Origin of the sequence: Sorangium sp. So ce426, from assembly GCF_051475585.1 — a bacterium.
GTDB lineage: Bacteria > Myxococcota_A > Polyangia > Polyangiales > Polyangiaceae > Sorangium > Sorangium cellulosum_B.
This window is the reverse complement of sequence record NZ_CP150341.1, coordinates 8,249,328-8,273,602: the sequence shown is the minus strand read 5'-3', so window position 1 is coordinate 8,273,602 and position 24,275 is coordinate 8,249,328. Positions and strand designations below refer to the sequence as shown.

Genomic DNA, 24,275 nt, shown 5'->3' with positions numbered 1-24,275 from the left:
CGAGCAACGCCTTCCCGGTCGCGGACGGGCCGCCCGCGCCGCGCGTCAGCCGGCGCCTACCAGCGGTGGAAGGCCGGGTGCCCTTCCTTCACCGCCACGAACGTCCCGCGGCACGTCGCCGTGACCCGCCCGCCCGCCTCCAGGGTCGCCTCGACAACGACGCGGTCGCCCTCCGCCTCGGCGACCTGCGCCCGCAGGTGCACCGGGCCGCCGAGCGGCGTCGGCTTCTTCAGCTTCACGTGGAAGTCCGCCGTCACCGTGCACGGCGGCGCGTCGGCCCCCCGCGCCTTCATCAGGTGGTAGGCCGCGGTCCAGTTGGAGTGGCAGTCGAGCAGCGCCCCGATGATGCCGCCGTTGAGCATCCCGGGGAACGCCTCGTGGTGCGGCTCCGGCGTGAAGTCGCAGACCACCGCGTCGCCCTCGACGCGGCTCTTCAGCCGGAGCCCCCTGTCGTTCGCCGGCCCGCAGCCGAAGCAGCGGCCCTGCGGCGAGTACCTGTCCTGCAGGCTCGCCGCGCCGCCGCTCACCGGGTGCCCCCGACGAACGCCTCGTCCATCAGCATCTTCTGCTCGAGGAGGTGGCTCGCGCGCGAGCCGGTCGCCGGGCTCGCGCTCGGCGCGCGGCTCACGCACGAGAGCGGCAGCCGGTCGCCGATGCGCTGCCGGAGCACCGCGAGGATGTAGTACCAGGCGCCGTAGTTGCGCGGCTCCTCCTGCACCCACACGAGCGGCGTGCCGTCCTTGTAGGGCGCGAGCGCGTTCACGATCTCCTCGTTCAGCGGGAACAGCTGCTCCAGCCGCAGGATCGCCACGTCCTTGAGCCCGCGCGTCTCCCGCGCCAGCGCGAGGTCGTAGTAGACCTTGCCCGAGCAGAGCAGCACCCGCTTCACGTCCGCCGGATCGACCCCGCTCGTGTCGGGCAGCACGCGGTGGAACTTGCCCTCGGAGAGATCCTTGATCGTCGACACGGGCCGGTGCGGGCCCTTCGACGTCGCCGGGACGCGCAGCAGGCTCTTCGGCGTCGCGATGATGAGCGGCTTGCGCCACGGCCTGTGCACCTGCCGCCGCAGCACGTGGAACAGCTGCGCCGGCGTCGTCAGGTTGCACACCTGGATGTTGTCCTCGGCGCTGTTCTGCAGGCAGCGCTCGATGCGCGCGCTCGAGTGCTCCGGCCCCTGGCCCTCGTAGCCGTGCGGCAGGAAGAGCACGATGCCGCTCAGCCGGTGCCACTTGTCCTCGCTCGACGTGAGGAACTGATCGACGATGACCTGCGCGCCGTTCAGGAAGTCGCCGAACTGCGCCTCCCAGATGACGAGCCCGTCCGGATAGTCGAGGCTGTAGCCGAAGTCGAAGCCGAGCACGCCCGCCTCGCTGAGCGGGCTGTTGAACGCCTCGAAGCGCGCCGGCCCCTCGGCCACGCGCGACAGCGGCGCGTAGCGCGCGCTCGTCTCGACGTCGCGCAGCACCGCGTGCCGGTGGCTGAAGGTGCCGCGCTGCACGTCCTGACCAGAGAGCCGCACCGGCGTCTTCTCGGCGAGCAGCGACGCGTAGGCGAGCATCTCGCCCGTGCCCCAGTCGAACGCCTCGCCGGCGACGAGCTTGTCGTGCCGCTGCTGGAGCGTCGGCAGCACCTTCGGGTGCGCCTTGAAGCCCTCGGGCAGCTCGAGGAGCCTCTCCGACAGCGCGATGAGCCGCTCGGCCGGCACGCTCGTCGGCACCTCCGGCGTCGCGTTGTCGGCGCCGCCGCGGTAGTGCGACCACACGCCGCCCATCGAGTACAGCACCGGCGCGAAGCCCTTCTGCTTCACCTCGTCGAGCGCGGCGGCGAGCGCCTCGCGGCGCCGCACGACGATCTCGTCGGCCTTCTCCTCGGTGACCTGCCCGAGCTCCATGAGGCGCCGGACGTACACCTGCCGGACCGTGGGCTTCTTGTCGATCGCGGCGTACATCCGCGGCTGCGTGTAGCGCGGCTCGTCGCCCTCGTTGTGGCCGTACCGCCGGTAGCAGTACATGTCGATGATCACGTCGGAGCCGAAGCGCGTGCGGTAGTCGATCGCGAGCTGCGCGACGTGCGCGACCGCCTCCGGGTCCTCGCCGTTCACGTGGAACACCGGGACCTTGAGCATCCGCGTGATGTCGGACGCGTAGCGGGTCGAGCGCCCTTCCATCGGATCGGTCGTGAACCCGACCTGGTTGTTCACGATGACGTGGACCGTGCCGGCCGTCGTGTAGCCCTTCAGGTTCATCATGTTGAGCGTCTCGGCGACGACGCCCTGCCCGATGAACGCCGCGTCGCCGTGGATGAGCAGCGGCATCACGCGGCGGCGCGCGTCGGCGGCGCCGTCGGCGAGCCGGCGGTCCTGCTTCGCGCGGACGCGCCCCTGCACGACGGGGTTCACGAACTCGAGGTGGCTCGGGTTGAACGTGAGCGTGAGGTGGACGTTGCGCCCGTTCTCGAGCGTGCGATCGGTCGAGTAGCCGAGGTGGTACTTGACGTCGCCGCTGCCGAGGTGGCGCTCCGCGTTCTTGTCCTCGAAGGCCGCGAAGATCTCGCGCAGGCTCTTGTCCATGATGTTCGCGAGGACGTTCAGCCGGCCGCGGTGCGCCATGCCGACCACGATCTCGTCGACCTCGTGCGCCCCCGCGCGCTCGATGATGAGGTCGAGCAGCGGGATGAGGCTCTCGGCGCCCTCGAGCGAGAAGCGCTTCGTCCCCGCCTCGTAGGACTTGTGGATGAACTGCTCGAAGATCTCGGCGTCGGAGAGCTTCGTGAGGATCCGGAGCTGCTTCTGGCGGTCGAGCGTCAGCCGGTTGCGCGTCGACTCCATCTGCTGCTGGAGCCACTGGCGCGCCTCGGGCTCCTCGATGAACGTGAACTCGACGCCGATCGAGCGGCAGTACGTCTCCTCGAGCCGGCGGATGATCTCGCGCAGCGTGAGGACGGGCGGCACGCCGGCGAGGTCGGTCGTCGGGAAGGGCAGCTCGAGGTCCTCCACCCGGAGCCCGAAGTTCGTGAGGTCGAGCTCGGGCGGCGTGGCGGGCGGCAGGCCGAGCGGGTCGACGTGCGCGAAGAGGTGGCCGCGCACGCGGTAGGCGTTCACGAGGGCGTAGACGCGCGCCTTGATCGCGGCCTCCGCGAGCACCTTGAGATCGCGCGAGGACTCGGGCGAGCTCGGGTGCTCGCTGAGCGTCCGCGCGAACGCGGCCTCCAGCGTCTTCGCGGCCTCGCCGTTCGTCTTGCCATTCCCGTTCCCGTAGCCGTGCCCGTTGCCGGGCCGCAGCACCTGGTGCGGGATGGTCGGCGTCGCCGCCGGAGCGGGCAGCCTGCTCGGCGTCGCTCCGCCGTTCTTTCCCTCGAAGAACGAGCGCCAGCCGGGGTCTACCGACTCCGGGTTCTCGAGGTACTGGGCATAGAGCTCCTCGACGAGCCCTGCATTGATTCCGAAATCAAGCTGCATCGTGGTCGGGCTGCAAATAACGCGTGTCGGGCCGGCACGCTAGAGTCGTTTTCCGATGGCTTCGCCTCGTGGGGCGGAACATCGTCCGGGCAAGGGGTTCGACCGCCTGGAGAAACGGTAGGGAGAAGCGGTAGAAGGGGGCCCATGGAGCAAGACCGCAGAACCCCGGGTCGAGGACCGGCGCCCGCCGTCCTCCCCTTCGATCGCTTCCGGGACCACCTCTTCCACGATCCCAGCCTCGGCCTCTGGCTGGACGTGAGCCGGATCCGCTTCGGGAGCGACTTTTTTACCACGATGGAACCGCGGATTCAGGCGGCGCTCGCCGAGATGGCGGCGCTCGAGGGCGGGAGCATCGCGAATCCCGACGAGGGCCGCCGGGTCGGCCACTACTGGCTGCGCGCGCCGGAGCTCGCGCCCGAGGCGGCGCTGCGCGCGGCGATCGAGGAGACGAACGCGCGGATCCTGGGCTTCGCCGCGGACGTGCACGCGGCGCGGGTCCGGCCGGAGCGGGCGGCCCGCTTCAGCAGGGTGCTCGTCGTCGGGATCGGCGGCTCGGCGCTCGGGCCTCAGTTCGTCGCCTCGGCGCTGGGGACGCCGGCCGATCGGATGCAGATCCATTTCTTCGACAACACGGATCCCGACGGGATCGATCGCACGCTGGACGCCATCGGGGACGATCTCGGCGCGACGCTCGCGGTGATCATCTCGAAGTCGGGCGGGACGAAGGAGACGCGCAACGGGATGCTCGAGCTCGAGGCGGCGTACCGTCGGCTCGGCCTCTCGCTCGGCGCCCACGCGGTCGCGGTGACGGGGGAGGGCAGCGAGCTCGACCGGTATGCGACGAAGCACGGCTTCCTTGCCCGCTTCCCGATGTGGGACTGGGTCGGCGGCCGCACGAGCGAGCTGTCGGCGGTCGGCCTGCTGCCCGCGGCGCTCCAGGGGCTGTCGATCGTCGAGATGCTGCAGGGCGCGCGCGAGACGGACGAGGTCACGCGCTCGAAGGAGGTCCCCCGGAACCCCGCGGCGCTGCTCGCGCTCGCCTGGTACTCGGCGACGGGCGGCGTGGGCCGGAAGGACATGGTGCTCTTGCCGTACAAGGACAGGCTCGAGCTCTTCTCGCGCTACCTCCAGCAGCTCGTGATGGAGTCGCTCGGCAAGCGGCTCGATCGGCAGGGCAAGGAGGTCTTCCAGGGCATCGCCGTGTACGGCAACAAGGGCTCGACGGATCAGCACGCGTACGTGCAGCAGCTCCGTGACGGGCTCGACAACTTCTTCGTCACGTTCATCGAGGTGCTGCGGGATCGCGCGCCGTCGCGCGGCGTGCTCGAGGTCGACCCCGGCGTCACGACCGGCGACTACCTCGACGGCTTCCTCCAGGGGACGCGCAAGGCGCTGACCGAGAGCGGGCGCGAGTCGATCACGCTCACGATCGACACGGTCGACGCGCGCGCCGTCGGCATGCTGATCGCGCTCTACGAGCGCGCGGTGGGCCTGTACGCGTCGCTCGTGGGCATCAACGCGTACCACCAGCCCGGCGTCGAGGCCGGCAAGAAGGCCGCGCAGGAGGTGCTCGACCTGCAGGCCAAGGTGCTCGCGGCGCTCGGCTCGAGCGCGGGCCGCGCGCTGTCGCTCGCCGAGGTCGCGAAGGCGGCGGGCGCGGACGACGTCGAGACGGTCTTCTGGATCCTGCGTCACCTGGCGGCGAACCCGGAGCGCGGCGTCGCGCGGGAGGTCCCGCAGGGCGGCTCGCCGTTCGACGCGAAGTACCGTCTTTCGCGCTGAGGGGCCTCGCGGAGCAGGCCCCCGGGCATGTCGGACAGGGTCGGGGGCCTCGCGGAGCAGGCCCCCGGGCATGTCCGACATGGGCAGGTGCCTCGCGGAGCAGGCCCCCGGGCATGTCCGACATGGGCAGGTGCCTCGCGGAGCAGGCCCCCGGGCATGTCGGACAGGGTCGGGTGCCTCGCGGAGCAGGCCCCCGGGCATGTCGGACAGGGTCGGGTGCCTCGCGGAGCGGTCGTGTTGGATTGACATGCGACCTCTCGAGTCGATCGCGACACGCCTCGTGGTTCGGGATTGGCCTTCTTCACCGCGCCATGCTCCCGCGAGAGGGCCCCACCGCGAGCCGCCTCCGGTCAGGTCCCGCGCTTGCGCCCGATAGGCGAGCGGGGCTATGTTGAGCGGCTCAGAGCCCTCCGCTGCCGTCGAGGTGCGTGGGCCCCGTGACCACGCGTCGTGCAATCGCCCTGGCCCCTCCCCGTCGTCGCCCTGTCGCCATCCGCCTGCGGCGCCGTCCTGTGGCGCATGCGGGGCGCAGAGCGGCTCACCGTCCTCGTCAAGGCCACCTTTGCCCTCGTGCACGACAGGACCGCAGAGCTCGCTGCAGCGGCCGATCTGGTCCGCACCGACCAGCTTCGGGAGGGGTGGGGCAGCCTCGAAGAGGCCAGTGAGACAGCACCCTACCTGCCGGGCGCCGGGGTCGTCGTGCGCGGACACGCCTGCGCGCCTGTGGGGACGACCACCACGGCCCTCCCGGTGCGGGTCGCGCTCTTCCGCGATGGCCGCTGGATCCTCAACAAGGCGCTTCATGTCTTCGGCGACCGCACGCGAGAGGCGCCGAGCCCCCGCCCGTTCAGCCGGATGCCGCTCGTGTACGAGCGCGCGTTCGGCGGCCCACATCTCGATGGGAACCCGGTGGGCGTGGGCTCCGACGCGGTGCTGCCGAGCATCGTCGATCCGGGCGATCCGATGCGGCCGGCGGGCTTCGGCCCGATCGCGAGGCACTGGGCCCCGCGGCGGCATCTCCTCGCGCGGGATCAGGCGGCCGACCCCCTGGCGCTGGATCTCGACGGCAGCTTCGACTTCCGGTACTTCCACGCCGCGCCCGCCGATCAGCAGATCGACTTCCTCCGCGGCGACGAGTGGATCTTCCTCGAGGGCCTGCACCCGCACTGGCCGTGGCTCCGGTCCAGCCTGCCTTCGGCCCGCGGGCTCGCGCGGCTCTATCGGGCCGGGCCGGAAGGAGAAGACCACGGGCAGGCGATCGAGCTCGTCGCCGATACGCTGACCATCGACGCCGACCGGCTGCTCTGCTCCGTGGTCTGGCGAGGGAACGTGGCCCTGCTGGCAGGCGACACGCCGGCCCGCATGCGCGTTGTCGCGGGCGTCGAGGTGTCGGGGCAGCCCCTGGCATGGCCTTCTGCTGCGTCCGCGCCTCCGCCGTCCCATCGCTGGCATGGAGCGTCTGGCCCCGCCGCGGGCGAGCGACCGATCGCCAGGACGCTGGTGGTCGAGGACGACAACACGGTCGATGTCCGCGATAGCGGCCTCGTCGTCGACATGAAGATGAAGCCGCCGTTCGCGCTCGCCGCGCCCGGCAGCGGGCGTGCTTCCCCGGTGACAGCGATCCCGGGGGCGCCCTGGAGCGCCCGTCCGCACCTGGCGCCGCTGCCTCCGCTGCCCGCCGTCGTGGCGAGCGGCCCGACCAACCTCTATGCACCGCGGCTCGATGCGGCGCCCCTCGACCTCACGGTGACGGCGATCACCGAGAACACGGCCGAGCCTGTCGCACCACCGCACGCCCTGGCCTCGCCCGCCGCGCCCTCGTCGTCCGTCGCGCCCTTGTCCGCCGCGCCCTCGTCGTCCGCCGCGCCCTCGTCGTCCGCCGCGCCCTTGTCCGCCGCGCCCTTGTCCGCCGCGCCCTCGTCCGCCGCAATGTCGCCTGAGCCGGAGATCCGGGGCCTCCGCGCGACGTTGCTCGCCCGCCTCAGGAGCGGCCAGCCGCTCCACGACCTGGAGCTCGCGGGCGTTGAGCTCGACGGCATCGACTTCAGCGGCGCCTCGCTCGAGCGCCTGAACCTCTCCGGCTCGACGCTCACCCGATGCAACTTCGCGTCTGCGCGCCTCTCCGGCGCCAACATGAGCGGTACGGATCTGACGGACGCGAGCCTCCACGCGGCCGATCTGACGCGCGCCGATCTGTCCCGCGCCACGCTGGACCGCGCGCAGCTCTCCTCCGCGCTCCTCAAGGACGCCGACCTCGCCTTCGCGAAGGGGTCGCGCGCGCGCTTCGAGGACGCGTCGCTCGAGGGCGCCGACCTGCGGCAAGCGCGCCTGGTCGAGGCCGTCTTCGATCGGGCGTGCCTCGCGGACATCAACGGGACCAAGGCCGACATCTCGCGCGCGAGCCTCGCGGGCGCCAACCTCGCGGGCGCCGTCCTGCGCGCGGCGAAGCTGAAGGAGGCGAGCCTGCCGTGCGCCAACGTCGAGGGCGCCGATCTGCGCGACGCGGACCTCGCGGGCGCCAACGTCTATGGGGTCAAGCTCGCGAGCGCGAAATCGAGCGGCGCTATCCTGCGCGCGCTCGTCGAGATCCCACCGGCCGACGCCGGCATCGACGGCTCTTCGGCAGGTTGACCATCCGACGGATTCTGCCTAGTTCTATCAGCGAGCTCCTCGGGACGACCGGCGAACGATTCACCCGGTGGCATCGGGCGCGCGTCCTCGAACAACGCAGGGAAGGCCATGGACGACCTCATCAAGATCTCATCGGGCGTGCTCCCCAGCTCCACGCGCGTCGTCGGCTTTCGGGGCGTCGAGGCCATCTCGCGCCCGTATCAGCTCGAGATCTTCCTCCTGCTCCAGGGCGAGGACGCGGAGTCCCTGGACCTGCCCGATGCCGTCGGCGCCAAGGCGTCGCTCGTGCTCGACTGGCCCAAGGACAACGTCCCGCCCTTCGTCTTCGCCGGCGTCCTCGCGACCGTCGGCGTGCTCCACGAGCTGGACGGGCGCTCGCTCCTCCGGGCGGTGCTGGTCCCGAAGCTCTGGCTGCTCGGCCTCTCCAGGCGCAGCCGCATCTTCACCAAGCTGTCGCTGCCCGACGTCATGAAGGCCGTCCTCGAGGAGAACGGCATCGGACCCGACGAGTACGAGATGCGCCTCGGCAGCTACGAGGTCGAGGAGCACATCTGCCAGTACCGGGAGAGCGATCTCGACTTCATTTCGCGGTGGATGGAGCGCGAAGGCATCTTCTACTTCTTCGAGCACACGCCCGACGGCGACAAGGTCATCTTCTGCGACACGAAGTCGTACGAGGAGGACCCGATCGGCGAGCCTGTCCGGTACCACCCGCAGCTGGGGTACGACGTGAGCGCGGGGATGGCGCTCCGCACGTTCACCAGCCAGCACACGACCTTGCCGGCGGTGATCAAGCTCAAGGATTACGACTATGCGCGGCCCAACCTGAGCGTCGCCGGGTCGGCGCGCGTATCGCCGAACGGCGCGGGCGAGGTGAGCCTGTACGGCGAGCGCTTCTTCACGCCGGCCGCGGGCGATCGGCTCGCGAAGATCCGGGCCGAGGAGCTGCTCGCGCGGCAGGTGCTGTACCAGGGGGCGGGCACGCGGCTGCACCTCCGGCCCGGCTACACGTTCGAGCTCGACGAGCACCCGCGCGCGGCGTTCAACGCGAAGCACCTCACCATCGAGGCGCACCATCACGGCAACCAGCTGGCCGGGGCCGCCGGGTACCGCGAGCTGCTCGATCTGCCCCACGAGGAGACCTATTTCGTCGAGATCACCGCCATCCCCGCGAAGACGCAGCTCCGCGCGGAGTCCCGCACGCCCTGGCCCCGCATCTACGGATACGAGAACGGCAGCGTCGACGGCCCGGCCGAGAGCGAGTACGCCCAGATCGACGATCTCGGCCGCTACAACGTGAAGTTCAAGTTCGACGAGAGCAACCTGAAGAGCGGGAAGGCCTCGACGTTCGTGCGCATGATGCAGCCGCACGGCGGCGGCATCGAGGGCTTTCATTTCCCGCTCCGCAGGGGCACGGAGGTGGTGCTCAGCTTCCTCGGCGGCGACCCCGATCGGCCGGTGATCGCGGGCGTGGTGCCGAATGCGCTCACGCCGAGCCCTGTCACGAGCGGCAACCACACGAAGAACGTCCTCCAGACGGGCGGGCGGAACCGGCTCGAGCTCGAGGACAAGACAGGGCAGCAGCGCGTCACCCTCTCGACGCCGTACTCGAACACGTACCTTCGCATGGGCGCGCCGAACGACGATCACGAGCTCATCGTGAAGACGGACGACAACACGCTGCTCGACGCGGGCAAGAACTTCGACCAGACCGTGGGCCTGAACGGCGGCGGCTCCTGGGTCGCCACCATCAAGGACAACTGGATCACCCACGTCCAGTCCGGGATCCACGAGCTCTTCGTCGACGCGAGCACCTCGTACACCGAGGTCAAGGGCGACACGGCGCTCCACGTGCTCAGCGGCAACCTCTTCACCGACGTCGACACGGGCGTGATGACCACCACGGTGAAAGGAGACACCACGACGACGGTGAAGACCGGCGATTACACGGTCAACGTCGAGGCCGGGGACACCCTCGTCGACACGAAGGCCGGGACCACGACCGTCAAGAGCAAGGGCAAGATGACGCTCGAGACGCAGGACCAGTGCGAGGTCAAGGTCAAGAGCAACATGATCCAGACGGTCGACGGCAACCTGATGGGGCAGATCAAGGGCGCCGAGGAGCTCAAGACGTACGGCCCGTTCAAGAAGCTCTTCGTCTCGAACAACGTCAACGTGACGGCCGGCATCAAGTCCGACACGTTCCTCGGCCTCTCGAACACCAACGCCGTCGGCGCCACCGTCGCCACCTTCATCGGCGCGAAGGCGACGCTGGAGCTCTCGGCCGCGCTCACCGCGACCTACGCGGCCAAGCTCGACATCACGGGCGGCGTGGCGCTGGCGTTCAAATGGGGCGCCTCGCTCGCGATCAACAGCGCCGTCGAGGTCACGGTGAAGCCTGTCTCCATCCAGTCAGGCGCGGCGAAGATCTCCCAGCTGCCGACGCGGCTCGCGATGACGGCGCTGCGTTATCACCTCTCGGGCGTCCATGTGCTCAGCTGAGAGAGCGAGCAAGGTCATCTCGTCCAGGAGCTCGGCCTCGACCGCCGGCCCCCGCGGCCAGGCCGCGGCTCGGCGCCCGTGAGCCCGAAGGGGAGATCGCGCAGCGACATGGGTACGATCATCGTCCTCTCTGCCATTCTCGTGCCGCTCCTCGTCCTCGCGGCCATCCTGTTCTTCGTCTTCCGCAGGGAAGATGCCGGCGTCCGCGCAGGGCAAGAGCGGATGACCCAGCTCGCCGCGAGGGCGGCCCGCGCGAGCCTCGCTCAGGCCACGGTGGTGTCGAGCCGGACCCTCGGCACCTTCGAAGACGGCGCCATGGCCTTCGTCGAGCTCCGGCTGGAGGTGCAGCCGGCCGGCGGGGCCGCGTACCTCGCGAGGACGGAGTGGGAGCTGAACATCAGCTCGCTGTCGATGGCGGAGCCGGGAAAGCGCGTCGCCGTCAAGATCGATGGTGACGACCGCGAGCTCGTTTATCCTGACGTGAGCTGGGCCAACCTGTCTCGCTCGTACATCGCGCGCGGCGCGGCGGACAATCGCGCCAATCGCGCCGGGCGCGTCCAATGAGCGCCCGCCCGGCCTGAGCGACCCTTATCCCCCATGCGTGTCATCAAACCTCAGCGTCTCTCCGTCCTGCAGCGCGTGTTCGAGCTGAAGCAGCAGCGCTTCCTCGCGCTCGGCCTCACGGCGTACCTCCCGCTCGACGCTCCGGAGCTGCCGCTCCCGGAGATCGCGATGTGGCAGGAGATCCCGAGGCAGCTCGGCAAGGACGTCGCGCTCGACGAGGGGCTGCCGAAGCCGCGGAGCGAGGTGCTCGCCTTCGGCAAGGCCTTCGCGGCGGGCGGCACCCCGCGCCCGGCGTTCCGGGCCCGCGTCCAGGTCGGCCCGATCGACAAGGCCGTGTACGTCGTCGGCAAGCGCCGCTGGGAGCGCGGCGTGCCGAGCGAGCCCGAGCCCCTGACCGAGCTCGCCCTCGGCTGGGACAAGGCCTTCGGCGGGCCGGGCTTCGCCCCGAACCCGATCGGGACGGGGGCTGCCCCGGCCGAGGAGGACGGGAAGAGCCACCACCCGCTCCCGCAGCTCGAGCACCCGAAGCACCTCATCACCTCGCCAGGCGACAGGCCGCCTCCCGCGGCGTTCGGGCCCCTCGACCCCACCTGGCCCGAGCGCCACGCGAAGCTCGGGACGTACGACGCGGCGTGGCTCGAGAGCGACTTCCCGGGCTTCGCCCGCGATCTCGACCCGGAGTACTTCATGGTGGCGCCGCCCGATCAACGCCTGCCCGGCTTCTTCCAGGGCGGGGAGCCGATCGCGCTCGAGCAGCTCCACCCCGAGCAGGCCACGCTGACGGGCCGCGTGACCGAGCTCGTCGCGCGTTGCTTCGTGACGCGGGCCTCGCGCGAGGACGCGCTCGAGGAGATCGGGACGAGGCTCGAGACGCTCGTGCTCCTGCCCAACATCCGCCGCATGATCGCGATCTTCCGGGGCGTCGCGCGCGTCGAGGAGGACGACGCCCGCGACGTGAAGTGCCTGCTCGCCGCGCTCGAGCGCCGCGGCGCCCCCCGGCCGAAGGAGCACTACGACGCCGTCCTGGCGCAGCGCCTCGACAAGAAGAAGGGGCACCTCGTCGCCCTGCGCGATCGCGATCTGCTCCCGGACCCCGACCCCGACGCCCCCGCGCTGCCGGACGAGAAGATCAGCGACATGGACGATCTCCTGCGCCGCGAGGGCGTGCTGGAGCGGCGGTCGCGCGAGCGGGCGCAGCGGGAGCTCGACAACGCGCGCATGGCCGTGCGGGTGCTCGGGATCGATCCGGACGAGAAGGGCATCCCGCGCGAGCTGCCGCCGCCGGAGGCGCCGCCGAAGCTCGACGAGCTGCCCGAGTACATGGAGCGGGTCGAGGCGGAGGCCGCCCGCCTCGAGGCCGAGGCGAAGGTCAAGCAGGCCGAGGCCCTCGAAGACGCGCGCCAGAACCTCGCCGAGCACGGCATCGACATCGACGAGGTGATCGAGAAATCGAAGCGCGAGGCAGGCGGGCCGCCCGGGTTTCGCGCGGACGAGCACCTCGCCCGCATGCGAGAGACCGCCCAGATCGGCCGCGACCTCGGCGCTCCGATGGACGAGCTCGAGGCGCAGCTCGAGGATCCGGCGTTCCTCGCGAAGCTGCGCAAGCTCGAGGAGGCGCAGCTCCTCGCCTACAGGCAGGCCGCGCACCACATGGCGCCCGCGGCGCTCCCGGACGACGCCGCGCAGCGCGACCTCCGCGGGCGCGTGGAGGCGGCGGTCGCGTCGGGGAGCCCGATGACCGGCTGGGACCTCACCGGCGCCGACCTCCGCGGGCTCGACCTGTCCGGGGCCGTCCTGCGGGAGGCGCTCCTCGAGCGCGCGGACCTGCGCGGGTGCGCGCTCGCCGGCGCGGATCTGTCGGGCGCCGTGCTTGTGCGCGCCTGCCTCGAGGGCGCCCGCCTCGAGGGCGTCCGCCTCGAGGGCGCGAACCTCGGCGAGGTCGCGGCGCGCGGGGCCGACTTCGGCGGCGCGCGCCTCGCCAAGGCGATCCTGCAGCGCGGCGAGCTCGAGGGCGCGCGCTTCGCCGGCGCCGACCTCCGCGGCGCCGACCTGTTCGAGGCGCGCCTCGCGCGCGGCGAGCTCGAGGGCGCGCTCGCGGACGAGGTCCTCTTCTACGAGTGCGACCTCGAGGGGGCGCGGCTGGATCGCGCAAACCTTCGGAAAGCCACGTTTTTCCGGTGTCGCATGGCCGGCGCGAGCCTCGCGGAGGCCGTGATCGAGGGCGCGGCGCTCGTCGAGACGGGCGCCGAGGGCGCTTGCTTCCGGGCCGCCCGCGCGAACAACCTGCGCCTCGTGCTCGCGTGCCAGCTCGGCGGGGCCGATTTCTCGGGCGCGGAGCTCGCCCTCGCGACGATGCGCGGCGCCTCGCTGAAGGGCGCCGGGCTCGCGCGCGTCCGGGCCGACGGCTGTGACCTCAGCGAGTCGGACTTGCAGGGGGCCCGCCTCGCGGGCGCGAGCCTGCAAGGGGCGCGGCTGATGCGCGCGGATCTCGGCGACGCCGAGCTGTCGGACGCGAACCTGATGGAGGCGATGCTGCAAGGCGCGAAGGTCCACGGCGCGTCGTTCTCCCGGGCGAACCTGTTCCGCGCGAACCTGATGGGCACCGAGGGCGACACGCGCACGAGCTTCAAGGACGCCCACGTCGTCCAGACCTTGTTCCCGAGGCGAAAGCGATGACCAAGGACGATCTCCTCGCCCGCGTCGCGAGCGCGGATCCGGTGGCCGACGAGGATCTCGCGGGCATGGACCTCCGCGGCGCCGATCTCTCCGGAGCCGTCTTCGAGCGCGTGTCGTTCCGGGGCGCCGACCTCACGGGCGCGCGGCTCCACGAGTCCATCTTCTCGGATTGCCGGTTCGAGGGGGCGCAGCTCGCGGGGGCGCGCCTCCGCCACGGCACGTGGGACCGGTGCACGTTCCTCGCGGCCGACCTGCGTGAGGCCGATCTGGTCGCCGTAAGCCTCGTCGAGTGCGATCTGTCGCGCTCCTCGCTCGACGGCGCCGACCTGACCATCGCGAGCCTGATCAAGCCGCGCCTCGAGGAGGCGAGCCTGAAGGGGGCGAACCTCGACCGCGCCGCGCTCGTCGACGCCGACGCCCCGCGGGTGAGCTTCGAGGGCGCGAACCTCGCGCAGACGGTGCTCCTCAAGGCGGACCTGTCGACGGCGCGCCTGCGCGGCGCGCGGCTCGAGAAGGCGATGCTGATCGGGGGCAAGCTCGCCGGCCAGGATCTCTCGGGCATGGATCTCACGCTCGCGCAGCTCATGGAGGTCGACCTCGGCGGCTGCGACCTCCGGGGCGCGCGGATGGCGCAGACGAATTTCAAGGGGGCTTCCCTCGCGGGCGCGCGCCTCGACGAGGCGAGCCTCGAGCGGGCGCTCTTCGCGGAGGCCTGCCTGTCGGACGCGACGCTCAGGAAGGCGAAGGTCGATCAGGCGCTCTTCGTGAAGGCGCGGCTCGAGGGCGCGAGCCTCGAGGGCGCGAGCGCGCACCAGGCCATCTTCAAGCACGCGAGCTGCGCCCGCGCGACGTTCGCCGGCGCCGACCTGACGTACGCCGATTTCTCGTACGCGGACCTCGCGGGCGCCGACTTCTCGCACTGCACGCTGTTCCGCGCGCGGTTCCACCGGACGCGCGAGCAGGACACTCGATTCACGAACCGATCCGCGGCGCTCGGCGACGACGAGGAGCTCAGCAAGGCGGAGCGGCGTACGGAGGGCCGATGAGCTCGGCGCGGAGGTACCGATGAGAGACAATCTGGCGAGAAAGCTGTCGTGGCCTGCGCAGGAGGTCGCGATCGTGGTGGGCGTCTCGGGTCGCAGCCTGCGTGTCAGGTCGAGCTCGGGCGAGGTGGAGGCGCGGCGGGCCGCCAGCTGTCTTCTCGAGCCCGCCCTCGGCGACGAGGTGCTCGTCGCGCACCACGAGCGCGGCTCGCACGTGCTCGCGGTGCTCGAGCGCGACGACGCGGCGCCGGCGCGGCTCTCGGCCGAGGGCGACCTGGAGATCGCCGCCGCGTCGGGCAGGGTGTCGGTGAGCGGGCGCGATGGGGTCGAGGTGATCACGCCCGCCGAGGCCACGATCGCCGCGGGCTCCGCGCGCCTCTCGGCGGCGCGCGCCGAGGCGGTGGTCGGGGTCCTGAGCCTGCTCGGCGACAGCCTCACGGCGAAGGTCGACCGCATCAAGACCGTGGCGCAGTCGGTGGAGACGGTCGCCGAGCGCCTCGTCCAGCGGCTCGACAGGGCTTACCGCTTCATCGCGCGGTCCGAGACGGTGCGCGCCGAGTACCTGGAGCTCGAGGCGCGGGCTGCGTTCCACGTCAAGGCGGAGACGACGCTCGTGAACAGCGGCGGGCTGACCAAGATCGACGGTTCCCAGATCCACCTTGGCTGAGAGGGAGAGATGTTCGCGAACACGCAGATGATGGGCATGTCTCTCGGCGCACCCGACGTGTGCCTCACGCCGATGCCTGCACCGACCCCGGTCCCGTACCCGAACATCGCGATGCAGCCGATGGGCATCCCGGCCGCGTACAACGTGCTGTTCATGTGCACGCCGGCGCACAACCTGGCGACCACCGTGCCGCTCACGAACGGCGACAATCCCGGCGTCGCCCTCGGGGTCGCCTCGGGCATGGTGATGGGCCCGTCGCGGCATGTCACGGCGTCGTTCACCGTGCTCGCCGGCGGCATCCCGGCCACGCGACTGACCAGCATGACGATCACGAACTCGACGAACTGTCCGGCCGTATCGATCGTGCCGAGCCAGGTCAAGGTGCTCCTCCTCGCGCCGTGAGGGACCATAGCAGGCACCGCCTTTCGCTCATCACGGGCCGCTATGCGGCGCGGCAGCAAGAGAAGCTCGCGGGCGACCGCCGGGCGTTCGACGACGCCTTCCGGGCGGTGAGCGGCGAGGTGATAAGGCCGGTCCTCGAGGAGATCGCCTCCGAGCTCCGCTCCGCCGGCCACGTTCCGCGCATCGCGGTCGATGAGGAGCCCGAGGCGCCGAGCATCGCGCTCGAGCTGGGGATCCGGGGAGCGGGCGCCTCACAGGGGGCGGACCGCATCGCCTTCTCGGTCATCCAGCGGCGCGAGGCGCCGGAGGTCCTCGCCTATCTCATCGTGAGGCCGCCGCCGATGGATCTCCTGCGCTTCGCGAGCCCCGCCGAGATCACCGCATACCAGGTGGAGCAGCTCGTGATCGACGCGATAGAGCATATCTTCGCGTGCCGCTCTGTGTGATGCGCACGGCCGTGCACGGTCGGCTCACCGCAGCGCGGAAGTCCCGCGGGCAGCCGCTGATGAGCTCCTGAGTCGCATAGCCGATCCCGTACTCGTCGAGCGTGGCCGACCGGGTGCGTCACTCACAGCACGAAACCCGCCCTCCACGACGGTGACCGATGGTGGGGGAGGGGGGCAATCTGTCGCGACAAGCGCGTATGGGAAACAGCAGAGCGTCTGTTTCGCCAGCTCACGCGAGCGCGATCCTCAGAAGCTCATGCGCAGGGTCGCGCCCGTCGGGCCGACGGTGAGCTCGGGGGCCTGGATCGCCACCTTGTGAGGGATATCGTCGCGCACCCAGACCCGCTGGTTGCCGACGAGGCCCGCGACGAGCAGCACGAAGCCGGTCACCTGCGTGGCCCCGTCGAAGAGGAGGAGGGCGGCAGCGAGCCGGCCGTCGTCGCGGTCGACGTCGACCTCCTCGCCCGTGCCGAGCGTGATGAACGGGCCGCCCACGGGCACGAGCAGCGGCGAGTAGCTGACGGCGTCATGGCCTCCCTCGCTCAGGATGCTCCCCGCCGTCAGCGCCGAGAGCGCCCACGCGCTGGCGAGGACGATCGACCCCGCGACCACCAGCCGGCGGTTCATCTGCGTCTCGACGCGATAGCCAGCCGGCCGGATCCCGCCTTCCGTGAAGGTCAACGTCCGCGGCATGCCGAGGATGACGGACGGCGCATACGGCACGTAGCCGGGCGGCACGTGGTCAGGCGGCGGCGCGTATCCAGGCGGCAGCGCGTGGCCGGGCGGTGCGTAGCCGGGCGGCGCATAGCCGGGCGGCGCATGGCCGGGTGGCGCGTAGCCGGGCGGCGCGCCGGCAGGGGACGGCGCGTGGCCAGACGGCGCCGCGCTCTGCGCGGACGGGGGGGCGTCGCTCTCCGCCGCGGCCGGCGCTGCGAGCGCGAGCGCGCCAAACAGCGCGGCCATCGAGAGGGCGGTGCGGATCGCGGTCACGTGCGTCTCCCTTCGGGGTGAGGGCTGTCGGCGCAGGGGCACGAGCTCAGAATTTCCATCGGAGGCTGGCGGAGGACCCGCCGATCGAGACCTCGGGCCAGCGGGACGCAGCGAGCCCAGGGTCGCGTGAGCTCACCGTGAACTGGCGCTCGAGGTAGAGGTCCTCGTTCGCGAGACCGGCGGCGTACAGGATGAGCCCGCCCACCTGGGTCACGGCGTCCATCGTGAGCCAGAAGATGCCCGCGCCCTCCGCTTCCAGGGTCCCGATCGCGATCATCGGGCCGGCGAACGGGATGAGCAGCGGCCCGAACTCGTCGAAATCGTCGTCGTCGAACGACGCGATGCCCGCGACCGTGAACGTGAGAGCGTACGGGATCCCGAACGTCAGCAGCCCCGCCGTGGCGAGCTTGCGGTCCGCCCTGGTCCGGAGCGCGTAGCCGCGCGGGATCGGGTCCCCCTCTTCGTACTCGATGGTCCGTGGGTTGGCCCACGGCGGCAGCGGCGGCGCCGGCAGGTAGTAGCCCTGCGGGATGGGCACCAGCGCGCCGCCCGCCGGAGCGACAGGGGCGGGCGCCGGAGCGATCGGGGCGGGCGCCGGAGCGATCGGGGCGGGCGCCGGAGCGACAGGGGCGGGCGCCGGAGCGACAGGGGCGGGCGCCGGAGCGATCGGGGCGGGCGCCGGAGCGATCGGGGCGGGCGCCGGAGCGATCGGGGCACCCGCTGCCGCGGGCGTCGCGCCTGGCGCGGTGGGCCTCGCCGCGTCGCCGCGCGCCGGCTTCTGCGGCGCGGCCTGCGCCTGCGCGGCCGCCGGCGCGGCGAGTCCGAGCAGCGCCGCGAGCACCGCGGCGGCCTGCACGCCGCGAACGCGCGGCGCTGCGTCGCGGCGCAGCGGTACGATACTCCCTTTCGTTTGCCCGATCGGCATGCTGGCTCCCGTCGCGCTCGCGCGACGACTCCAAGGAACTGCGGGTGGCTTCGGTGCAGCGAGGCCAGGATACGCAGACCGTTCACGAACTCAATCCGCCCGCACAGTGCGGGCGGGCGCCGCGCTGGGAGCCCCGACGCTGGCGAGCCGGTCGCCCGCTCCGGCCGCACGATGGGCCACCCCTCGGCCATGCGCCGCACGCCGGAGGAGACCCTCGTCGTCGCGCAGCCCGCGATGCCCCGCCCCTCGGCGCACGCTGGGCTGCCGCTCCCCGGGCGCCGGCGGCGCCCTCGCGCCCCTCGCTCGCCAGCGCAATACCCGCCATCGCCGAGCGTGGTCTGCGCGCGCGCGGCGCCGTGGCCCCGCCGCCGCGAGTCATGAGCCGCCGGCGACGCGAGTCATGAGCCGCCGGCGACGCGAGTCATGAGCCGCCGGCGACGCGCGGTCGAGCCGTGCACCTGGGACAGCCCTGACAGGCAAGGACCGTAGCGAGTGGACCCCTGGGACAACCACGATGCGTAAGGGTCATGGCAAGTGGACGCCTGGGATCACCCTGACAGGTAAAGACTGTATGTCTCTCACCTGCTCTGGCTCAGCTCGCCACCGCCTTATCGGGCGCTACGCTGTTGTCTGATCAAGGGTGATGTCGCAGCCCCCCACGGCGAGCTCGGCAGAACCATGGCCTTCCATGACATGGCGGCGACGACCGCCAGCGGAGGAGCGAGACGATGACAAGGACCTCATTCATGGTGTTGGCGTGCGCGGCCGCCGCGCTGAGCAGCGCGTCGTGCGGAGGGACGGACAAGGGCAATCGGGCCACGGGCGGCGGCGATACGGGCAGCGGCGCTGCCGGCGGCGGCGGTACCGGCGGCGGCGCTACCGGCAGCGGCGCTACCGGCAGCGGCGCTACCGGCAGCGGCGCCACGTCAGGGACCGGCGCACAGCCAGGGGCCGGCGAGCAGTTCTCCGTCGACGCGCAGGGCGGGACCTTCACAGCGGACGACGGCTTCACCATCGAGGTGCCGCCGGGCGCGGTGAACGAGAACACGGTGATCACCATCGAGCGCATCGACGAGGCCCCCGAGGGCGCGGTGGGGCCCATGTACGTCCTCGGCCCGGAGGGCCTGACGTTCGAGAGGCCGATCACGCTCACGCTGCCGATCACCGTCGAGCTCAGGGCGGAGCTGGGCGAAAGCGCGGTCCTCGGCGCCTATGGCTTCACCGCGCAGGAGGGCTCGGACGAATTCGCGCCGCTCGCGCGGCACGACGTCTCGAGGGACAGCGTCGTCACGGAGACCGATCGCCTCTCGAGGATCTATCCAGGCATGATCCTGGCGACCCCGATGGCCAGCCTGCACCGCTACCCGAGCGCGCTGGCCGCCGACGAGTCCTTCCTCTACTTCGCGAGCGGCGGCACCGAGGACGTCGCGACCGGGGACAACAACGACGGATTCATCTACCGCGTGAGGCTGGGCACCGCCGAGGCAGAGGCGATGATCCCCGCCGATCCCGATCCCAAGGCGCTGTGGGTCAACGACTCCCACGTGTACTGGGCGAGCGGCGGCGATGATGACCCGGTGATCCCCTCGGCGCTCCGGCGCGTCGACAAGGCGACCCTGGAGGTGGAGACGCTGGCCCAGATCGGCTATGTCGTGAGCGTCATCGGCGACGCGTCGGCCGTCTATTTCGGCGACGGTGATGGAGAGAACCTCTTCGCGATGCCGCTCGACGGCGGCGAGCCGGTCGCCCTCGCGTCCGGCGCCGGGAGGCCCGCGTACCTCGCGCAGGACGCGCAGAACCTCTACTGGACCGGCGGCGCGGCGACCAACAAGGTCTACAAGGTGGCGAAGGCGGGCGGGGAGGTGACCGTCATCGCCGACAACGAGGCCGAGCCGGCCGGGATCGCGGTGGACGCGGCGTTCGTCTACTGGGCCAACGCCGGCGACGGCGGCGTGTTCAAGGCGCCCATCGCCGGAGGACAGAAGACCTTGATCCACAGGGGGGACTCGATGGCGGGGCTGGCCCTCCGGGGCTCGACGCTGTTCTCCACGGACACGCGCGGGAACCGCAGCGTCAACGCGCACGATCTCGAGAGCAACAGGACCGTCCTGCTGGCGTTCGGACAGCCCGTCCCCTGGCGTGTCATCGCCCCGGAGGCGCAAAGCGTGTTCTGGTCCAACGCCGGCGACTACCGCTACCAGGGGCAAGTCGCGTCCTACCACGCTCCCTGATCCCCCGTGCCCCGGCGGTGACCGCGAGGGCGCGCCCGCGTGGCTCGCCCTCGTTGTCGCCGTGGGTCAGGGGCCGAACGCCGCGACGAAGACGTCCTCGTCCCCTGTCAGCGGGCCGGAGCCGAGGTCGAGGGTGCCCGTGAACGTCGCCGTGGCCAGCACGCGATCGAGCGGATCGACGGCGATGCTGAAGGGCGACCGACCCGTCGCTGGAGTCGCTCCCGACGCCCTTGCTCCAGAGGGTGATGCCCGCCGGGTCCAGCTTGAACAGGAAGATGTCCTGCGCGCCCGCGCTGCTCACCGGCCCCGCGCCGAAGTCGACAGTCCCCTCGAACGAGCCGAGGACGACCACGTTGTCCTCGCCGTCGACCGACAGGCCATACACGTCTTGATAGGCCTGGTCGCCGAAATGGCGGACCCACTCCACGTCCCCTGCCGGGTCCGTCCTCATGACGTAGATGTCGCTCAGCCCGGCGCTCGGGATCGGCCCGGTGCCGACATCCAGCGAGTCGACGTAGCCTCCCGCGTTCACGAGGCTCCCATCGGAGAGCGCGGCGATCTTCGCGCCGAACTCGTCCCCAGGGCCGCCGTAGCGCCTCGCCCAGGCGAGCCCGCCGTCCGGATCGAGCTTCGCGATCAGCACGTCGCGCTGCCCCGCGCTCGTGAGCGGGCCTCCGCCGAGATCGGCCGTACCGCTGAGCTGGCCAGTGAGGAGGACATTGCTGGCCCCGTCGGCGTTGATGCACCGTGGCCGTGGCCGTGACCGCGCCGTGGGTGCCTGTCATTCGCCCGGAGCGCGCTCGCGGACGCCGCTGTTCCGTCGGGCTCGGGGCTCCCCTGTTTGCTTTCAGGGGGCGCGGCGCAACCGACCATGGCGGATGTCATCATCACGGCGGCATGCGTCCTGCTGTTCCTGAGAATCGTCGAGACGTGAGGCATGAGCTCCTCCAGCGCGCCTCGAGGTGCGCGCTCTTTGCTCGACCATGACGACCTGCGAGCCATGGGGCGTGCAGGCCATGGTCTCCGTGGAGCGATCGATGTTGCCATCCTCTCGATCATTTCAACTCCATGATGGCCTGGCATTGCGAGTCCGCCGTCGACCTGAACGCACGCCGGTCCAGGGAGAGGCGCCACGGGCGCTGAGCGGCTGCAGACGTAGATGGCTGAAAATCCGCTCGCCGCGGTCCGCGGTCCGCGGTCCGCGAACGGCGAAGGGCCACTGCCGCGCTCGCCGAGCGCGGCGCCGCTGGGCTTCAAGCAGCTCGCGGGCCGAGGTGGAGGCGCGAGCCTCCATCGCCCTGCCGATGGAGGAGGCTGTCGCCTCCATCGCCGGGTCGAGCGGCGGTCTGGCCCCACGACCTGCGTCGCGCTCCTGCGCTGCGAGGCCATCGAGGGCACAGGAGCGCTCAGGGGATCGTCGTAGGCACGCTCCCTGCTCTCTGGCTGGTTGCGGGGGCGGGGCGGCCCGAGCGGCCGGCATACCAAGGGGAGTCACACCATGAAGATTGCTGCGTATCATCTCGGTCTCGGTCTCATCACCTTCTCGACGGTCACGGGCTGCGTGGCGGCGGATGACGGCAGCTTCGACGAGGAAGACATAGCGGAGAGCGCCGAGGCGCTCGGAGGAAACCCTGACCCCTGCGCGATGGGGACCGACCCGAACTTCACCAGCCCGCAGCTCACCGCGATCGGAGCGAGCGCAAACTACGTCCGCGCCTACCAGTGGATCGACGGCATCTGTCCGGACATCGGGCAGGATCGGGCGACGACGATCGTGGATTTCCCCGTGCCCGGCTATTATCAGCACCAGACCCCGGAGACATACCGCTTCGACGTGCAGCCTACCTTCTGGGACTCCTCGTCCACCTCGTGGAGCGACGCGTCACAGGCGATGAGCGACTGCGCGAACACCAAGATGGCCACGCGCGTGCAGCGCTGGGACGCCGCCACGAGCCAGTTCGTGCAGCTCACGTACAAGGAGCAGGCGGGCACGTGGCTCTGGGACAACCCGCTGACCGGCCGCGGGCACTGCTCGACGCCGGCGTTCGTCTACTTCCACGAGAACTACGGGACCGCGCAGCAGGTCGCCACGAGCAAGTACCGCGTCCGCACCTGGGCCACGCAGCCCGACGGCTCCCACGCGACCGTCTGGATCACGGGGACACACACGGGCCTGTAACCCGCGCGCGACGCTCAGCTGTTCGCGCGAAGCGCCTTGAATTCGCCCGGGTCCTTGATCACCGCTGGATTGTTTGCGTCGGCGAAGAGCGTGGTGTCGTCGTACTTGCCGAAGTGAGTCACCTCGTTCGTGCCACCGACCGCCGGGAAGCCGTCCGGGCCGGCCTTCACGCCGATGGCGTTCATCAAGCCGCAGAAGTACTTGTTGATCGGCTGCGTGGCGATGTCCGGCGGGGTCCCGGTGGCGTCCACTTCGCTGTAGGCGAGCTCCGTCTGGCCGGGGCCGCAAGCTCTCTCGCTGTTGCCGCGGGTCAGGTCCGCCCTGCCGCCTTCCACGTTCACGGCCTGACCCACCTTGAAGTAGCCTCCACAGCTCCCCGCCTGGAGGATCGGAAGGTTGTTGAGGTTGTGGCTGTTGCCGTCCGAGCATTCCTGGAACCAGACGGTCGCGGTGTTGTCGAGGAGCTTCACGTCGCCCTCCTCCAGGCTGTCGAGCCGACCGACGAGGTAGGCGAACTTCTTCGCGTACCAGTCGTCGATCTCATGGATCATCTCGAGCACGCCAGGGACGCACGTCCCGCCCATGCTGGCGTTGCCGATCCGGTGGGAGAGGCCATGGGACTCTATCGTGTGATCGATGCCATCCCACTTGAAGACCGTGGTCCCGGGGAACTTCATGAAGATGACGCGGCTCTGGTCGCAGAGGGCCGAGAGGACCGCGAGGTCCATCATGACGTTCGTCGATCTCGACAGGTCGCGATTGATGCCGCCTTGCGACGCCTGCACGGACTGGCTCGTCAGGCCGAGCGCCGTCGCGGTGGCTTCGCTGCACTGGGCCGTGACCGCGCCCGACGTCTCGTGGAGGAGATCCATCCAATCGGAGAGCTTTCGCCTGTCCGACCGGCTCATGTCGAACCGCTGGAGGGTCGCAAGGTCGTCTCGCACGACGTCGATGACGCTCTTGCCGCGGGCCACCTCGTACGTGTCCGGCGACATGGACCCGCGATCGAAGAGGCTCGTCAGGTTGTTGAAGATCGCCGCCGGAGACCCGACGCCCGGGAACACCTCCTCGGGCGCGGAGTACGAGAAATTCGATTTGCCGTCGGATCTCGTCCCGCCGATGTGCATCACGAGGGGAGCCGCGCCGCCGGGGTTGACCTGATCCGCACAGATGTGGTCGAGCGATCGACCGGTTGATTTGGCGTCGAACCTGGGGTTCTGGGGCGTCACCGGGTGACAGGTGAAATACGAGCCCATGACCTGGCTGTGGGGATCTTCGTCCTGGCCGTGGGTTCGCTCGAAGCTCCACTCGTTCATCGCGCGGATGCCGCGGGGCACGAGGAGCTTGGCCGCGAAGGGGGCGAGGTGCTTGAGCGTCGTCGCCTCGTAATCGGCGGCGGTCAGGGGGCCATGGGCCTTCTCGGGGAACCACCGGTTCGTCAGGCAGCCATAGTGCGTGAAGAGCACGATCAGCCGCTTCGGCGCCCCGGCGCCGCCCGCCTGCGCATTCGCGGTGCGCCCCGCGATGGAGCTCAAGAACGGCGCGGCGACGACGGCTCCACCCAGGCCTCGGAGGAACAATCTTCGGGTCAGAGTCTTCGCCATGGGCGGATTTCCTTTTCGGTCGTCGTCCCGATGTGCGAGCGCTGTCGTGTTGCTCGCGTGCTCCCCACGCCAAGTAGAGCGCCATGCGTGAGGTGCATCAAACGGAGATTTCGCCCGCGCGGCACAGCCATGCGGCATAGTGGCAACACGAGTGGAACACCTGTGTCGAGCGGACC

Annotated in this window: 17 protein-coding genes; 11 read left to right on the top strand and 6 right to left on the bottom strand. The window is 70.8% G+C overall.

The annotated features are described in order from the left end of the window. Positions 1 to 56 precede the first annotated feature (56 nt). Together WMF44_RS30685 and WMF44_RS30680 are read right to left on the bottom strand one after the other, a co-directional pair. On the bottom strand, positions 57 to 527 hold the full coding sequence (locus tag WMF44_RS30685; RefSeq protein WP_437293595.1) for a PaaI family thioesterase: 471 nt from the start codon (positions 525 to 527) through the stop codon (positions 57 to 59). Further along, positions 524 to 3,457: a 2-oxoglutarate dehydrogenase E1 component gene (locus WMF44_RS30680; protein ID WP_437293594.1), complete on the bottom strand. Its 2,934-nt coding sequence runs from the start codon at positions 3,455 to 3,457 to the stop codon at positions 524 to 526. Before WMF44_RS30680 ends, WMF44_RS30685 begins: the two co-directional genes overlap by 4 nt. A 144-nt stretch (positions 3,458 to 3,601) precedes the next feature. Between WMF44_RS30680 and WMF44_RS30675 the strand changes: the two genes are divergently transcribed. The 9 genes from WMF44_RS30675 to WMF44_RS30635 all read left to right on the top strand — a co-directional run bounded on the left by WMF44_RS30675 (position 3,602) and on the right by WMF44_RS30635 (position 16,170). After that, positions 3,602 to 5,239, top strand: coding sequence for a glucose-6-phosphate isomerase (locus WMF44_RS30675; RefSeq protein WP_437293593.1), 1,638 nt, complete (start codon positions 3,602 to 3,604; stop codon positions 5,237 to 5,239). Positions 5,240 to 5,689: 450 nt separating this feature from the next. Continuing rightward, entirely contained in the window at positions 5,690 to 7,870 is a 2,181-nt protein-coding gene (locus WMF44_RS30670) for a DUF2169 family type VI secretion system accessory protein (RefSeq protein ID WP_437293592.1), read from the top strand. Positions 7,871 to 7,978: 108 nt separating this feature from the next. Beyond that, positions 7,979 to 10,372, top strand: coding sequence for a type VI secretion system Vgr family protein (locus WMF44_RS30665; protein ID WP_437293591.1), 2,394 nt, complete (start codon positions 7,979 to 7,981; stop codon positions 10,370 to 10,372). 108 nt (positions 10,373 to 10,480) lie between these two features. After that, complete coding sequence (locus WMF44_RS30660) at positions 10,481 to 10,936, top strand: hypothetical protein (RefSeq protein ID WP_437293590.1); 456 nt, start codon at positions 10,481 to 10,483, stop codon at positions 10,934 to 10,936. Positions 10,937 to 10,969: 33 nt separating this feature from the next. After that, a complete protein-coding gene (locus WMF44_RS30655) occupies positions 10,970 to 13,612 on the top strand; it encodes a DUF2169 family type VI secretion system accessory protein (RefSeq protein ID WP_437293589.1) in 2,643 nt (880 codons plus the stop codon). Beyond that, complete coding sequence (locus WMF44_RS30650) at positions 13,609 to 14,658, top strand: pentapeptide repeat-containing protein (RefSeq protein ID WP_437293588.1); 1,050 nt, start codon at positions 13,609 to 13,611, stop codon at positions 14,656 to 14,658. Before WMF44_RS30655 ends, WMF44_RS30650 begins: the two co-directional genes overlap by 4 nt. Before the next feature lie 19 nt (positions 14,659 to 14,677). Then, positions 14,678 to 15,322: a DUF3540 domain-containing protein gene (locus WMF44_RS30645; protein ID WP_437293587.1), complete on the top strand. Its 645-nt coding sequence runs from the start codon at positions 14,678 to 14,680 to the stop codon at positions 15,320 to 15,322. A 9-nt stretch (positions 15,323 to 15,331) separates the two neighbouring features. Beyond that, a complete protein-coding gene (locus tag WMF44_RS30640) occupies positions 15,332 to 15,724 on the top strand; it encodes a DUF4150 domain-containing protein (protein ID WP_012238290.1) in 393 nt (130 codons plus the stop codon). Next, positions 15,721 to 16,170 (top strand): hypothetical protein, encoded by a 450-nt coding sequence (locus WMF44_RS30635; protein ID WP_437293586.1) that lies wholly within the window; start codon positions 15,721 to 15,723, stop codon positions 16,168 to 16,170. The genes WMF44_RS30640 and WMF44_RS30635 overlap by 4 nt, the downstream gene beginning before the upstream one ends. Positions 16,171 to 16,416: 246 nt before the next feature. Here the strand turns inward: WMF44_RS30635 and WMF44_RS30630 are convergent, their stop codons facing one another. Both WMF44_RS30630 and WMF44_RS30625 read right to left on the bottom strand, forming a co-directional pair. Continuing rightward, positions 16,417 to 17,160 (bottom strand): hypothetical protein, encoded by a 744-nt coding sequence (locus WMF44_RS30630; RefSeq protein ID WP_437293585.1) that lies wholly within the window; start codon positions 17,158 to 17,160, stop codon positions 16,417 to 16,419. Between the two features lie 46 nt (positions 17,161 to 17,206). Beyond that, on the bottom strand, positions 17,207 to 18,085 hold the full coding sequence (locus tag WMF44_RS30625) for a hypothetical protein (protein ID WP_437293584.1): 879 nt from the start codon (positions 18,083 to 18,085) through the stop codon (positions 17,207 to 17,209). A gap of 728 nt (positions 18,086 to 18,813) precedes the next feature. Between WMF44_RS30625 and WMF44_RS30620 the strand changes: the two genes are divergently transcribed. After that, positions 18,814 to 20,316 carry a DUF5050 domain-containing protein gene (locus tag WMF44_RS30620; protein ID WP_437293583.1) on the top strand — a complete coding sequence of 501 codons (1,503 nt, stop codon included), beginning with the start codon at positions 18,814 to 18,816 and terminating at the stop codon, positions 20,314 to 20,316. Here the strand turns inward: WMF44_RS30620 and WMF44_RS30615 are convergent. After that, entirely contained in the window at positions 20,228 to 20,959 is a 732-nt protein-coding gene (locus tag WMF44_RS30615) for a hypothetical protein (RefSeq protein WP_437293582.1), read from the bottom strand. The two genes, WMF44_RS30620 and WMF44_RS30615, sit on opposite strands and share 89 nt — an antisense overlap. Positions 20,960 to 21,814: 855 nt before the next feature. On the opposite strand from WMF44_RS30615, the gene WMF44_RS30610 reads away from it, so the two are divergent. Continuing rightward, positions 21,815 to 22,495 carry a hypothetical protein gene (locus tag WMF44_RS30610; RefSeq protein ID WP_437293581.1) on the top strand — a complete coding sequence of 227 codons (681 nt, stop codon included), beginning with the start codon at positions 21,815 to 21,817 and terminating at the stop codon, positions 22,493 to 22,495. Positions 22,496 to 22,509: 14 nt separating this feature from the next. Here WMF44_RS30610 and WMF44_RS30605 read toward each other — a convergent pair whose 3' ends face one another. Then, positions 22,510 to 24,099, bottom strand: a complete 1,590-nt coding sequence (locus WMF44_RS30605) for a DUF1552 domain-containing protein (protein ID WP_437293580.1) — start codon at positions 24,097 to 24,099, stop codon at positions 22,510 to 22,512. Positions 24,100 to 24,275: the final 176 nt, after the last annotated feature.